The 12,529-nt window shown below is 68.8% G+C and carries 10 protein-coding genes and 4 pseudogenes; 8 read left to right on the forward strand and 6 right to left on the reverse strand.

Annotation, left to right across the window (positions count from 1 at the left end):
• Positions 1 to 219 (forward strand): annotated as a pseudogene (locus tag ACIBN2_RS43805) (hypothetical protein); the annotation flags it as partial.
• 33 nt (positions 220 to 252) lie between these two features.
• Here ACIBN2_RS43805 and ACIBN2_RS43810 read toward each other — a convergent pair.
• Positions 253 to 507 (reverse strand): hypothetical protein, encoded by a 255-nt coding sequence (locus tag ACIBN2_RS43810; protein ID WP_399143378.1) that lies wholly within the window; start codon positions 505 to 507, stop codon positions 253 to 255.
• A 196-nt stretch (positions 508 to 703) separates the two neighbouring features.
• Between ACIBN2_RS43810 and ACIBN2_RS43815 the strand changes: the two are divergent.
• The 3 genes and pseudogenes from ACIBN2_RS43815 to ACIBN2_RS43825 all read left to right on the forward strand — a co-directional run bounded on the left by ACIBN2_RS43815 (position 704) and on the right by ACIBN2_RS43825 (position 2,441).
• A pseudogene (locus ACIBN2_RS43815) lies at positions 704 to 1,823 on the forward strand (IS630 family transposase).
• Positions 1,824 to 1,872: 49 nt separating this feature from the next.
• Positions 1,873 to 2,097 (forward strand): annotated as a pseudogene (locus ACIBN2_RS43820) (S1 RNA-binding domain-containing protein); the annotation flags it as partial.
• Positions 2,098 to 2,129: 32 nt separating this feature from the next.
• The gene (locus ACIBN2_RS43825; protein ID WP_399143433.1) at positions 2,130 to 2,441 is read left to right on the forward strand and encodes a S1 RNA-binding domain-containing protein; all 312 of its coding nucleotides are present in this window, start codon (positions 2,130 to 2,132) and stop codon (positions 2,439 to 2,441) included.
• 216 nt (positions 2,442 to 2,657) lie between these two features.
• Here the strand turns inward: ACIBN2_RS43825 and ACIBN2_RS43830 are convergent, their stop codons facing one another.
• Together ACIBN2_RS43830 and ACIBN2_RS43835 are read right to left on the reverse strand one after the other, a co-directional pair.
• Positions 2,658 to 3,545, reverse strand: a complete 888-nt coding sequence (locus ACIBN2_RS43830) for an IS3 family transposase (RefSeq protein ID WP_399143379.1) — start codon at positions 3,543 to 3,545, stop codon at positions 2,658 to 2,660.
• 112 nt (positions 3,546 to 3,657) lie between these two features.
• Positions 3,658 to 3,840 (reverse strand): transposase, encoded by a 183-nt coding sequence (locus ACIBN2_RS43835; RefSeq protein ID WP_399143380.1) that lies wholly within the window; start codon positions 3,838 to 3,840, stop codon positions 3,658 to 3,660.
• Between the two features lie 41 nt (positions 3,841 to 3,881).
• Between ACIBN2_RS43835 and ACIBN2_RS43840 the strand changes: the two genes are divergently transcribed.
• A complete protein-coding gene (locus tag ACIBN2_RS43840) occupies positions 3,882 to 4,217 on the forward strand; it encodes a helix-turn-helix domain-containing protein (protein WP_399143381.1) in 336 nt (111 codons plus the stop codon).
• A 216-nt stretch (positions 4,218 to 4,433) separates the two neighbouring features.
• Here ACIBN2_RS43840 and ACIBN2_RS43845 read toward each other — a convergent pair whose 3' ends face one another.
• Positions 4,434 to 7,238, reverse strand: coding sequence for a SpoIIE family protein phosphatase (locus ACIBN2_RS43845; protein WP_399143382.1), 2,805 nt, complete (start codon positions 7,236 to 7,238; stop codon positions 4,434 to 4,436).
• Between the two features lie 347 nt (positions 7,239 to 7,585).
• Between ACIBN2_RS43845 and ACIBN2_RS43850 the strand changes: the two genes are divergently transcribed.
• Positions 7,586 to 8,629 (forward strand): PP2C family protein-serine/threonine phosphatase, encoded by a 1,044-nt coding sequence (locus tag ACIBN2_RS43850; RefSeq protein ID WP_399143383.1) that lies wholly within the window; start codon positions 7,586 to 7,588, stop codon positions 8,627 to 8,629.
• A 43-nt stretch (positions 8,630 to 8,672) separates the two neighbouring features.
• Positions 8,673 to 9,623, forward strand: coding sequence for an NADPH:quinone reductase (locus ACIBN2_RS43855; protein ID WP_399143384.1), 951 nt, complete (start codon positions 8,673 to 8,675; stop codon positions 9,621 to 9,623).
• 85 nt (positions 9,624 to 9,708) lie between these two features.
• Here ACIBN2_RS43855 and ACIBN2_RS43860 read toward each other — a convergent pair.
• Both ACIBN2_RS43860 and ACIBN2_RS43865 read right to left on the reverse strand, forming a co-directional pair.
• Positions 9,709 to 10,119, reverse strand: a pseudogene (locus ACIBN2_RS43860) (transposase); the annotation flags it as partial.
• An 86-nt stretch (positions 10,120 to 10,205) separates the two neighbouring features.
• Complete coding sequence (locus ACIBN2_RS43865; protein ID WP_399143434.1) at positions 10,206 to 10,421, reverse strand: DUF6233 domain-containing protein; 216 nt, start codon at positions 10,419 to 10,421, stop codon at positions 10,206 to 10,208.
• A 283-nt stretch (positions 10,422 to 10,704) separates the two neighbouring features.
• Here ACIBN2_RS43865 and ACIBN2_RS43870 point away from each other — a divergent pair, with 283 nt between their 5' ends.
• Positions 10,705 to 12,429 carry a fatty acyl-AMP ligase gene (locus ACIBN2_RS43870; protein ID WP_399143385.1) on the forward strand — a complete coding sequence of 575 codons (1,725 nt, stop codon included), beginning with the start codon at positions 10,705 to 10,707 and terminating at the stop codon, positions 12,427 to 12,429.
• Positions 12,430 to 12,529 lie beyond the last annotated feature (100 nt).

Genomic DNA, 12,529 nt, shown 5'->3' on the forward strand with positions numbered 1-12,529 from the left:
CAGCAGCAGACTCACGGTTTCCACCTCATCACCGCACTGGAAACGGTGCACATTCCTCCGTACGAGGTGGCGCACGATCACTTGTACGCCGACAAGGGCTATGCATCCCAGTGGGGACGTCCCTTCCCCCGTGCCGAGCTTGAAGCGCTACGGGCCGCTCTCCACACCATCCGGGACGGGCACCGTCCTCACCCGATGGACGGTACCCCGCGGGCTTGACTCGGTCATTAAGACGCCGCCGACCTTCGGGAGCTATCGCACCCGGAATAGTGGGATTTTGCCGGGAGGGCAGACAATCACTGAGTCGGGCCCACGAAGTACAAGCGCCCGCTCATTGTTCTCTTCCAAGTAGGCCCTCAGCTTCTCCGCCAGCTCTTTACGGATCTCGTCTTCACTGGTCCCCTCTGCGGGTTCCAGTGTGATCCATTCCTCCTGCCATACCGTGATGGCAGTTACTTGAATGGTTTGGCCGTCGGCCATCAAGGCCGTCACGCGAAGCTGTGTCATGGCGTCCACCATGAGGTCCGGCAAGGGATGAACGCCAGTAACCGGCCCAAATGGACTAAGCCTCAGCCCGCCGCCCCCCTCGTCGCGCGTGGAGCGCATGCTGCCCCGTCTAGTGCTCTGACCGCATAGGTCCGCCGGGGTGGTGGTCGCGGCGGTTGGATGTGGGGTGACATCCGATCCGACTGCTGGAGGTGCGGTGGCCGAGCCTGTCCGTGTGCGCAGACTGACCGACCAGGAGGGGAAGATGCTGCAGCAGATCGTGCGCCGCGGCAGCACGAGCTCGGTGCGCTACCGGCGCGCGATGATGCTGCTGGCTTCGGCCGGCGGGAACCGGGTGCCGGTGATCGCCCAGCTGGTCCAGGCCGACGAGGACACCGTCCGGGATGTGATCCACCGCTTCAACGAGATCGGCCTGGCCTGTCTGGACCCTCAGTGGGCGGGAGGCCGTCCCCGCCTGCTCAGCCGTGACGACGAGGATTTCGTCGTAATGACGGCCACCACCCGCCCGACCAAGCTGGGCCAGCCGTTCACACGCTGGTCCCTGCGCAAGCTCGTCGCCTACCTGCGCAAGGTCCATGGCCGGGTGATCCGCATCAGCCGCGAGGCGTTACGCGGCCTGCTCGCCCGCCGCGGTGTCACCTTCCAGCGCACCAAGACATGGAAGGAATCCCCCGACCCTGACCGCGAGGCGAAGCTGGACCGGATCGAGGAAGTCCTGGACTACTTCCCGGACAGGGTTCGCGTTCGACGAGTTCGGCCCGCTCGGGATCAGGCCCGCCCCAGGCTCGTGCTGGGCGGCACGCAAACATCCCGACCGGCTGCCTGCCACCTACCACCGCACCCACCGGGTGCGGTACTTCCACGGCTGCTACTCGGTCGGCGACGACCGCCTGTGGGGCGTCAACCACCGAAAGAAGGGTGCCGCGAACACACTGGCCGCGCTGAAGTCGATCCGCGCCGCCCGGCCCGACGGCGCACCGATCTACGTCATCCTGGACAACCTGTCCGCCCACAAGGGCACGGACATCCGCCGCTGGGCGAAGAAGAACAAGGTCGAGTGGTGCTTCACCCCGACCTACGCCTCGTGGGCGAACCCCATCGAGGCCCACTTCGGACCGCTGAGGCAGTTCACCATCGCCAACTCGAACTATCCCAACCACACCGTGCGGACCCGGGCCCTGCACGCCTACCTACGCTGGCGCAATGACAACGCCCGTCATCGCGACGTCCTGGCCGCCGAACGCAAGGAACGCGCGCGCATCCGCAGCGATAAAGGCATCCGCTGGGGCGGACGTCCCCTCAAGACTGCAGCGTGACCGCCCTTCCCGCCGACTGCGCAGCTCCTTGTGAAAGGCTGGGAGCATGATGGGCGGACCGTCCGAGAACCCAGAACTCTGGGCGTTCCTGGAATCACTGCACTGCGGCGACATCCTTTCCGGCACCGTCACAGCGATTGAACGGTCCGGCGTGTTCGTGGCGCTGGACGATGGCCCTGACCACCCGGTCTTCCCCGGAGTCGGGTTCATCACGATCCCCGAACTGTCCTGGCGGCGCATCGAAGCAGCCTTCGACGTTGTGCAGGTCGGACAGCGCGTCTCAGCCGAGTTCCTTCAGTTCGACACATGGAACCTGGAGGCCAGACTGTCCTTGCGGGCGACACAGCCGGACCCCTTCCAAACATTCGCCGACCGCACTGCGGTGGGGCAGAAACTGCACGGACGGGTCACAAACTGGTCCCGTTCGGCGTCTTCGTCCAGGTCGCCGACGGGATCGAGGGACTGGTCCACCTGCGAGAGCTCACGTCGACGCCCGTGGAAACTCCGTCAGATGTCGTCCAGGCCGGCGACGAGGTCACGGTCGTCGTCACTGAGATCGACCGGGAGCGACGCAGGCTGGTTCTCTCTCGACGACAAAGCTCATCCGACCACCGGTGACTCCTTCACGCTCCCGCGACGGTTCCTCGCACGAGCGTTCCTGAGCGTCTGAGCGCCCGCTCGGCGCAAGGAAGCACCGCTCCAACCCGGTGAACCTAGGCGGTCACAGCACTAGCCAGAGGCCTAAGATCAGGCCACCAGCACGAAGGGGGCGGGCGATGAACAGCCGAGCATGGACGTGGGTGACGTTTCCCCGTGATCTTGGACACTCGTCGGTTATGCCGCAAGGGCGTGTTGATGCCGCTGCCTGGTCTCGACCGGGGTGAGGTAGCCGAAGGTCTTGTGCTTGCGCAGGCGGCGGCGGTTGTAGAAGGTCTCGATGAAGGTGAAGACCTCGGCGCGGGCGGTCGCCCGGTCGGGCCAGATGCGGGTGCCGATCTCTTCCTTGAGCAGGGCCCAGAAACTCTCCGCGGCTGCGTTGTCGAAGCATGATCCGGTGCGTCCGCAGCTGTTCCGCAGTCCCAACTCCCTTATTCGGTCGCAGAATTGGGTCGAGGTGTATTCGCTGCCGCGGTCACTGTGGATCACGCAGCCGGGCTCCAGGTTCCCTCGGCCGTAGGCCATGTCGAGGGCGTCCACGACGAGTTCTGCGCGGTGGTGATCAGCCATGGCATAACCGACGACCTCGCGGGTGGCCAGGTCCAGCCAGCAGGCGAGGTAGAGCCAGCCCTCGGCAGTGGGCAGGTAGGTGATGTCGCCGACCAGCTTGATCCCGGGCCGCTCGGCGTCAAAGTCGCGGCCGATCAGGTCAGGGGCCGGCTTCGCCTTCTTGTCGGGCCGGGTCAATGAGCGGCGCTTGCGCCGGGTGACGCCTCGGATGTCGCGCTCGCGCATCACGCGGGCGATGCGCTTGCGGTTCACCCGCCGCCCCAGACGCCGCAGTTCGGCGTGGATGCGCGGGACACCGTGGGTGCGGCGGGAGGCGACGTGCAGCACCGTGATCTCGTGCGCGAGCACGTCGTCGGCGGCCTGCCGGGCATGGCGGGCGGCCTCGCCCTCGCGCCACGCGTAGTAGGAGGAGCGGGCGACGTGCAGCACCCGGCACAACAGAACGATCGGGCAGTTCGCCTTCTCCGCATAGATGAACCGGCACAACTCGCTCACCGGTCGTTCTCCTTCACGAAGAAGGCGGTCGCTTTTTTCAGGATCGCGCTCGTCTGCTGCTGCTCCCGGTTCTCCCGCCGCAGCCGCTTGAACTCCTCGCGCTCGGCACTGCTCAATTCGCCGGGGTGCTCTCGCCCCGCTCCGCCTTCGCTTTGCGGTACCAGCCGCGCAGGGACTCGGAGCTGATGCCGAGTTCCCGGGCGACCGCCGTGACCGTCTTGCCCGAGGAGTCGACGAGCACGATCGCGTCCCGCTTGAACTCTTCGGTGCACCGCTTTGTGTACTTGCTTCCCACCTGGTGCCACTTCCCCTGGAACCTCAGATCCCAGTCTCCAGGTGTCCACGATCAAGGGGAAGGTTCACGACGGCGCTGCCCCGCGTGTCTCCGCACGTACCCTTCAGCGCCGCTTTGTCGCGGCGACGGGCCTCACCCGGGGTGCTATACGGCAGATCCATCGCGCCCGTGAGGCGGCGGTACTGATCCAGGAGGGTCTGTCGGCCCAGGAGGTCGTGCACCGGCTGGGGTACTTCGACCAGCCGCACATGGCGCGGTCCTTGACCCGGTACATCGGCCGGACCGCCACCGGGCTGTGCTCTTCGTACGAGGCGGAGCCCCCTGTCGCTTCTGTACAAGACCTCGGCCTCGATGCCCGCTTAGCTTTCCTCGGGTAGCCGACGGGGTCGGCTCGTAGCGGCCACAGGACCGTCCCGGGCGCGATGGCGGCCGACCCCGAACTCATCACGGAGGAATCATGCGCAAGGTCGTTTCGGGTCTGTTCGTCTCGCTCGAGATCTGCCAGCGGATGTGCACTCGATCCGCCCAGGAGGCACCGGCCGTCGTCAATCGGGAAGCGTCCCGTGGCACCGACACCGACACGGGCACCGGCCTCACATCAGGGGATCCCCGAACTGTTCGAGGAGAACGTCGACCGGCGTGTCGTCCGCGGGATCGGATGCGCCGTCGTGCAGGATTTGCTCCGCCCAGATGACCTTGCCGTGAGACGTGTACCGCGTCCCCCACCGCTGGGCGAACTGCGCCACGAGGAACAACCCCCGCCCGCCCTCGTCCGTGGTCGCCGCCCGCCGCAGTCGCGGAGAGGTGCTGGAGCCATCCGACACCTCACAGATCAGACTGCGTCCGTGCAGCAGGCGTACCTTCACGGGTGGCGCTCCGTACCGGATCGCGTTCGTGACCAGCTCGCTGAGGATCAGCTCCGTGGTGAACGCGGTCTCCTGCAGCCCCCACCCGCTCAGAATCGTCCTGCACTCGGCCCGCACCGAGGGCACTACGGCCGTGTCCGAGGGGACATTCCATTCGGCCACCGACGAGGACGGAACTTGCCGGGTCCGCGCCGCCAGCAGTGCGATGTCGTCCGAGAGCCGGTCCGGCTTCAATGCCTCGATCACCGCACGGCAGGTCTCCTCCGGAGTGCGCTGCCCGGCCCCTGCTCCGCCCAGCGCCCGGCGCAGTCCGTCGAGGCCGGCGTCGATGTCGTGGGCGGAGTTCTTGACCAGCCCGTCGGTGTACAGAATGAGCTGGGAGCCCTCCGCCAGGTGCACGTCGGCGGTTTCGAAGGGGTAGCTTCCGAGGCCGAACGGGGGCGAGGCCGGTACCTCCGGGCAGAGGACCGTCCCGTCCGGGTTCACCACCACGGGTCCGGGATGCCCCGCACGGGCCATCGTGCAGATCCCCGCCACCGGGTCGTAGATCGCATACAGGCAGGTCGCTCCGGTAAGCCCCGCCCCCTCTTGGTCGTCGGGGGCGGCGCCGGAGTCATCCTCGTCATCCAAGCGGACGACCAGATCGTCCAGCTTCCCGAGGACCTCGTCGACGGGGAGGTCCAGTGTGGCGAAGTTGTGCACAGCGATGCGCAGCCGCCCCATCGTCGCCGAGGCGTGCAGTCCGTGGCCGACGACATCGCCCATTACCAGCGCCACCCGTCCGCCCGGCAGCGGAATGACGTCGAACCAGTCCCCGCCCACTCCCGCCTCCGACGGCAGGTATCGCCAGGCCACTTCCAGGGCGTCCTGCTCCGGCTGGCCCCGGGGCAGCAAACTGCGCTGCAGTGTCACCGTCATCGCGTGCTCGCGGGTATACCTCCGGGCGTTGTCGATGGCCACCGCCGCCCGCGCGCCCAGCTCTTCCGCGAAGGCCACGTCCTCCGGCCCGAACGCGGGCGAGCCCTCCGTCCGGTAGAAGTGCGCGAGGCCCAGGGGCACACCCCGTGCCCGCAGCGGCATGGTCACCAGGGAGTGCAACCCGAGCTCCAGCGCCCTTCGAGTGCGTTCCGGATCCTGTTCCTGCCAGCCGTGGGCCTGCCGCAGGTCCGCCTCCAGGACACCGCGGCTCTGTTCCAGGGCCAGCATCTGCGGAGTCTCCGGCGAGAACGTGATCACTTCACCCAGCCGGTACACCGGCAGCATCCGCTGATCTCCGCTGATCGCGGACCGCAGCAGGTGGCGCCAGCCTTCCGTGGTCGGCTCAGAGCCGCGCACCACCGAGTCCAGCAGGTCCACCGCGACGACGTCGGCGAACCGGGGCACCGCCACGTCGGCCAGCTCCTGGGCGGTGCGCTCCACATCCAGCGTCGTCCCGATCCGCATTCCCGCCTCGTACAGCAGCTTCAGCTGCCCCAGCGCCACCTCGGCCCGCCCCGAGACCACCGCCAGCTCCGTGGTGTCCCGCAACGTCACCACGCTGCCCGCGTGGTCGGCCTCCGGGAACGTGGGCCGCTTGTTCACCGCCAGCAACCGGTCGTTGGCGAGGTACACCTCGTCGGTGACCTTCTGCGGGGACGCGAGCACGCGCTCCATCTGCTCGGGAAGCCCCAGCTCCCGCACGTGCCGCCCCTCCATGTCCGCCGGCAGGCCCAGCAGCCGCTTGGCCTCCTCGTTGACCAGCAGCAGCCGTCGGTCCTCGCCGATGATCAGAACTCCCTCCCGCACCGCGTGCAGCACCGCCTGGTGGTGCTCGTACAAACGCGCCAGCTCCGTCGGGGCCAGCCCATGGGTCTGCCGCAGCAGTCGCCGGGACACCGCAGTCGTCCCCGCCGCGGCCAGCACCAGCAGGAACGCGCCGACGCCCAGGACGATCGGCAGCTGCGGCATCCACAGCCGCGCCACGTTCTTGACGGTGATCCCCGCGGAGACCAGGCCGACGATCCGGCCGCGCGCATCGGTCACCGGGACGACCGCCTGGATGGCCGTCCCCTTGCCCGCCGGCAGAGGGGGACCGCCCGCCTGTTCGACGACGGTACGGCCTTCGAGCGCCGGCTCGATGGTGCCGACGAACTTCTTCCCGATCTCGGCGGGGTAGGGATACGTGTACCGGATTCCGTCCGTGCTCATGACGACGATGAAGTCCATGCCCGCCCGCTTGCGCGCCTCCTCGGCTCGCGGTTGCAGCACGGCGGTCGGGTCCGGGCTGCGCAGCGCCAGGCTCACACCGGGGGCGCTGGCGAACGACTGGGCTGCCACCACCGACTCCCGACGCCCCTGCCGCACTGCGTCGCGCGCCGCCTGCAGCATGATGCCCGCCACCGCGGCCACCACCAGCAGCACCACGATCACGCTCTGGACGAGGAACACCTGCCCCGCCGCGCTGCGCGGGATCAGTACGGACAGGCGCCGAGTCCGCCGGCCATCGGCGGGCGGAGGACGTGAGGTCCGCAATCGGCTGAGATATCCCTGCATATACCCTTGATAACACCGCATCGTGGACCTGGATGACTCAAGACGCCTGTCCGGAGAGGGTGAACCCACGGCGTGACGAGCAGACCGATGGGCCGTGATGGGGGGCAGCTCTCGCGGCGCACCGAGTGAGGGGTCCCAGCGAGGGCGCGCCGGGCCCGGCGCGCCCTCGTCGGCCGGATGGCGCCGCATCCTGCCGCGTGTCTGATCATCAGCACTGAGCCGCGTCTGCCATCCGAGCCCGATGTCTGGTTCCTATCGTTATGATGCACTTTGTGATCGGGACTGGGCGGCGGTGGCGTCGGCATCCTCTCCGCGGCGGCCGGTGGGAAGCGGCCACGCTGTCACCCGTGATCCTCACCGCCCTCATCGCTGCTTTGGCGTTCTCCACCCCAAGGCAGATCGCCTTCAGCCGCCTCCTTCCCACCGCTCCCGCCCTTGCCGCAGCCATGTGGCCCGTGCTTCCCACGCTCCTGCTCGGACTGTTCTGCCTCCTGGTCATGATCGGTCTCGGCTTCGTCTACACCGACCTGGGAACGCCCTACACGTCGGCAGCCATCGTCGCGGTCACCCTGGCGGCCGCCTACGCCAGCCATGTCCGGCTGCAGCGCGAGGAGATGCTGTTCCACGTCCGACTTGTCGCCGAGGCCGCCCAGGAGGTGCTGCTGCGTCCCCTGCCGCGCCGCATGAAGAACATAGAGATCGAGGCCCTGTACCTGGCGGCCCAGGAGGAGGCCCGGATCGGTGGCGACTTCTACGAGGCGGCCGACACGCCGTACGGGGTCCGGCTGCTCATCGGCGACGTGCGCGGCAAGGGCCTGTCCGCGGTCGGAGCGGCCTCCGCGCTGATCAGCTGCTTCAGAGAGGCCGCGTACGACGAGCCCGATCTCAGCGGCATCGTGCATCGCCTGGAGGTCACCATCACTCGTCACAGTGCCGCGTTCCCCCTCCTGGACCGGCCGGAGCACTTCGCCACCGCCCTCATCACCGAGATCCCCCAGGACGCCGGCCAAGTCAGACTCCTCAGCTGCGGGCACCCCCCAGCCCTGCTCATCCACCAGGGCAAAACCCGGCTGCTTGAAGCCACCACCCCCTCGCCGCCTCTCAATCTGACGACGCTCATCGGCGAGCACCACCGCGTGGACACCTTCGACTTCACCCCCGGCGACCAGCTGCTCCTCTACACCGACGGGGTGACGGAGGCCCGGAACCGCACCGGCACGTTCTTCCCCCTGCCGGACTGGACGCAGCAGCAGGGCCAGATGCCGCCCCGCGAACTGCTCGACCGGCTTCACGCGGCCCTGCTCCACTACAGCGGCGGAGAGCTCGACGACGACGTCGCCGCCCTTGTCGTGCGCTGCCCGGACACCTGGGCCAGGGAGTACCGCCTGTAAGCGTGGCCGAGGCGGTGGACCAGCCTGCGGGGGCGAGCACTTCTTGGAGGTCACCCCGCACCTCGAGGGCGCCGGCACGATCGACGTCGTCGGTGAGAGTGTCGACCAGAGCCGGGTCGGTCAGCGGGTCTGGCTGTTCATGGCCGCCGCCGGACGGCCCACCGGCACCGCCGCCGAGTTCACCGTCGTGCCTGCCGGGCAGGCCGTGCCGCTGCCCGATGAGGCTGGCTTCGACGTCGGCGCCGCACTCGGCGTCCCCGCGTCGACCGCGCCGCACCGCGCGCTCACCGTCGCCGAGGACGGGCCCCGTCGGCTGCGGCCCGGGGCATTCGACGGAAAGGTGGTGCTCGCCGCGGGCGGGGCCGGAGAGGTCGGGCACGCGGTGATTCAGCTCGCCCGATGGGCCGGCGCCACCGTGATCAGCACGATCAGCAGCCCGGAGAAAGGCCGGCTGGCCATCGCCGCCGGAGCCAACCACGTGATCAACTACCGCGAGGGCGACCCGACCGCCGACATCCGCAAGATCGCCCCGGACGGCGTCGACATCGTCGCAGAGGTGGCGCTGGGCACGAACCTCTCACTGGACCTGGCCGTGCTGCGAACCAGCGGCACGATCTCGACCTACGCCAACGACGGTGGCAAGCCAGTCGAACTGAACGTGCTGCAGAACATGGTGCTGAACACACGCCTCCAGTTGGTTGTGCTCTACACGGCCGGTCCGGAGGCCCGAGCCGCGGCCGTTGAGGACGTCTCCGCCGCGCTCCGTAGCGGCGCGCTGCCGGTCGGTGCGGAGTACGGCCTGCCGCTGGTCCGGTTTCCGCTCAACCGGACCGCAGACGCGCCCCGCGCGGGTCTCGGTCTGCGCAGGAGCCGAAATGCTCGCGTGCTGCAAGAGATCACCGCGTGGTGGGCTCGTATCACAAATGCCAACGAACATGCGGAAGTTGAGGTTCGATGGGCGGCGCCGGAGGTGCAGATCTACGTTTGGACCTGACCGGCCGGTGACTCAAAAGGCATACCTCCGACTCCAGGGACAGCCGGACCATCGTGCGGATCCTGGCCGCCTTAGCAACGGATTAGTCCGTGATCGTGGTGATGGTCTGCTTGGACACCTCCGCCCCGTGCACCTCGGCCAGATGAGCCGATATCTCCCGGTGCGTGAGGCCCTTCGCGGACAGGGAAAGCACCATCTCGTCCACGCCGGTCAGCCGGCGCTGCCGCTTGCGGACGATCTGCGGCTCGAAGGTGCCGGCGGTGTCGCGGGGCACCTTCACCTGGACCGGGCCGACGTCGGTCAGCACCGTCTTGGCCCGGGTGCCGTTACGGCTGTTGCCGCTGTTCCCGCCGGCCATGTCGTGCTTGTCGTAGCCGACGTGCTCGGTGATCTCGCCCTCCAGGGCGGACTCCAGCACCCGCTTGGTCAGCTGCTGCAGCAGCCCGCCCTGCCCGGTCAGCTGCAGCCCCTCCGACCGGGCACGCTCCACCGGCATCGCGACGAGCTGCTCGTCGGACACGGGCACACTGACCAGGCTGGGCACTCTCGGCAGGCTCCACGGTCTCCAACTCCACGGCGGTATCAGTCACTTGGCGTCTCTTCCATGATCGTCGGATTCGCCGTTAGATTTACACTCCCGGTCTCGGGTCGGCGGTGGGTGCAGGCGCGCAGCCCGTCGGCGAGCAGCCGGCGGGCCTCGTCGCGGCCGGTGGTGCGGCGCCGCTTGCCCGCCATGTAGCAGTCACCGGCGTGCACCTGGACGGGCGGCCGTCCGGTGCCGATGCCGAGTTCGACGATCCAGTCCGGCGGCCGCGGCCGGTTGCGCCGGCCGTTTGGACACGCAGCGTTTACATGCCTCCAGCCCGGTGACCCACGGGACTTGTTATGGTGCTACTCGTTGGTAGCAATCAAGTGGGGGGCGGGGATTCTGTGGCGGCATCGCCACAGCTTTCCGGCGGGGAGACGAGAAGGGTGACCTGGCAAGGGGGCCGGGTCGACCCAGGGCTTCCGCGTGTACGTATCACGCGGACATCGAACTCCAGTTCCCTCGCCCGCTGATCCGAACGGGTGAGACTGTCACATGGTTCGTACTCTGGTCGATTTATTGACCGCGCACGCTTCGCAACAGCCCGACCGCACCGCGTACCGGTACCTCGTCACGGGTGACTGTGACGGTGAGATCCAGGACATCTCCTACGGGCAACTGGCCCGCCGCTCCCATGCCATCGCCGCCTGGCTCCAGGAGCGCGGTCTGGCCGGCTCCCGCGCCATGCTGTTGTATCCGCCCGGCCTCGAATTCGTCCCTGCGTTCCTGGGCTGCCTCGCCGCCGGTGTCATCGCCGTGCCGGGGGTGCCCCCGCGGGGGCGGTCGCAGAACCACCGGGCCCTGATCCGGATGAAGCGGCTGATCGCCGACGCGAACACCAAGGTGATCCTCGGCGGACGTGAAGTCATGGGCGCCCTGGGCGAGTTGGCGCAACACCTGCCCGAGATGGACGGGATCACCTGCGTCACCACCGAGGACATCCCCGACGATGCGGCCGGCTCCTGGCGCGAACCCGGCCTCACCGCCGACTCGGTCGCCTTCCTGCAGTACACCTCCGGCTCCACCTCCGCCCCGCGCGGGGTGATGGTGACGCACGGCAATCTGGTGGACAACGAACGGGTCGTCACGGAGCGGATGGGGCACACCCCGGACACGATCGCGGAGTACGGCCACGAGATGTACGTCAGCTGGCTGCCCGTGTACCACGACATGGGCCTCATCGGCCCGGTCCTCAACACGGTCCACCTCGGTGTGACCGCCACCCTCTTCTCGCCGCTGCACTTCCTGCAGCAGCCCCAGCGCTGGCTCAGCGCGGTCACCTGCTACCGCCCGCACACCAGTGGCGGCCCCAACTTCGCGTACGAGCTGTGTCTGAAGCACGCCACTCCCGGGCTCCTCGGGGAGCTCGACCTGAGCAGCTGGAGGGTCGCCTTCAACGGCGCCGAACCGGTTCGGGCCGCCACCCTGCGACGGTTCAGCGAGACCTTCGGCGCGGCCGGCTTCCGCCGCGAGGCCCTCTACCCGTGCTACGGCCTCGCCGAGGCCACCCTGATGGTCACCGGCGGCTCGGTGGACGCCGCGCCGACGCTGCTCGACGCCGGGGGGAGTGGCCCGCACGCGGGCGCTGCGGACGCGGCGGCGGTCGGCTGCGGTCGTCCCGGCCCCGGCCTGAGCGTGGTGATCGCCGACCCCGAGGGGCAGGAGGAGTTGCCCGAGGGCGAGGTCGGCGAGATCTGGGTCGGCGGCGCGAGCGTCGCCAAGGGGTACTGGCGCAACGCCCTCGCCACCCGCGAGACCTTCCGGGCCACGCTGACCGGCCGTGAGGGCCGCTTTCTGCGCACCGGCGACCTCGGGTTCCTGCGGAACGGCGAACTGTTCGTCACCGGCCGTCTCAAGGACCTGATCGTCATCGACGGCCGCAACCACTACCCGCAGGACCTGGAGTTGGCGGCGGAGCTGTCGCATCCGGCGCTGCGGCCAGGTTGCACGGCCGCGTTCTCCGTGGACGGCGCCGCGGAGGGCGAGCAGCCCGTCGTCGTCGCAGAGGTGGCCCCGGAAACGGCGGGCGAGGCGGAGAAGATCGCCGACCAGGTCCGCAGCGCGATCGCCGAGGCCCACGGCCTGTCGGCGCGCGACGTCGTGCTGGTCCACCCCGGCACCATTCCGAAGACGTCCAGCGGAAAGATCCAGCGCCGGGCCACCCGGGCCGCATACCTCGACGGCACCTTGTCCGTGCTCGGCGTGCCCGTACAGAGGTGACGTCGCCCGTCACCGGTGGGGCGCCCGCACCGGTGACGGCCCGCCCGAGGTACCCGCTGCACGGGACCCGCATCCGTCCGACGCGGCGGGCCGTACCGGT

The organism is Streptomyces sp. NPDC050534, assembly GCF_044457745.1.
In the GTDB taxonomy this organism is placed as follows: Bacteria; Actinomycetota; Actinomycetes; order Streptomycetales; family Streptomycetaceae; genus Streptomyces.

Bases quoted from the DNA above. Each gene is read 5' to 3' on its own strand.
- ACIBN2_RS43825 (WP_399143433.1), top strand. From the start codon at position 2,130: ATGGAACCTGGAGGCCAGACTGTCCTTGCGGGCGACACAGCCGGACCC.
- ACIBN2_RS43845 (WP_399143382.1), bottom strand. From the start codon at position 7,238: ATGCAGGGATATCTCAGCCGATTGCGGACCTCACGTCCTCCGCCCGCC.
- ACIBN2_RS43870 (WP_399143385.1), top strand. From the start codon at position 10,705: ATGGTTCGTACTCTGGTCGATTTATTGACCGCGCACGCTTCGCAACAG.
- ACIBN2_RS43810 (WP_399143378.1), bottom strand. From the start codon at position 507: ATGACACAGCTTCGCGTGACGGCCTTGATGGCCGACGGCCAAACCATT.